The sequence below is a fragment of the Planktothrix sp. PCC 11201 genome (genome assembly GCF_900009135.1).
Taxonomy (GTDB): Bacteria; Cyanobacteriota; Cyanobacteriia; order Cyanobacteriales; family Microcoleaceae; genus Planktothrix.
Genome location: NZ_LT797718.1, coordinates 1 through 202 on the forward strand (window position 1 = coordinate 1; position 202 = coordinate 202).

At 35.6% G+C, this 202-nt stretch carries 1 protein-coding gene; it reads right to left on the reverse strand.

Features of this window, described 5'->3' with window-relative positions; translation table 11 throughout:
- A partial coding sequence (locus PL11201_RS27255) for a hypothetical protein (protein ID WP_234996845.1) occupies nucleotides 1-202 on the reverse strand: 202 nt, incomplete at both ends.

Here is a 202-nt window from a genome sequence, read left to right on the forward strand (position 1 = left end):
TTCTGTTTATATCTGTGGCTGTATTAATAATCTCAGCCGCATGAATTCTCAATGATATTTCATGGTTGGAATTAAGCAAAAACTCTTCCAGAGGTTGATAGAGAGATTCTTCAGTTTCAGCAGATTGTTGAAATATTGACTGAGCTTGACGCAACGCCACTTCATGCAATTTTGGATTGTTCTCTTCCAATAATAATTGACT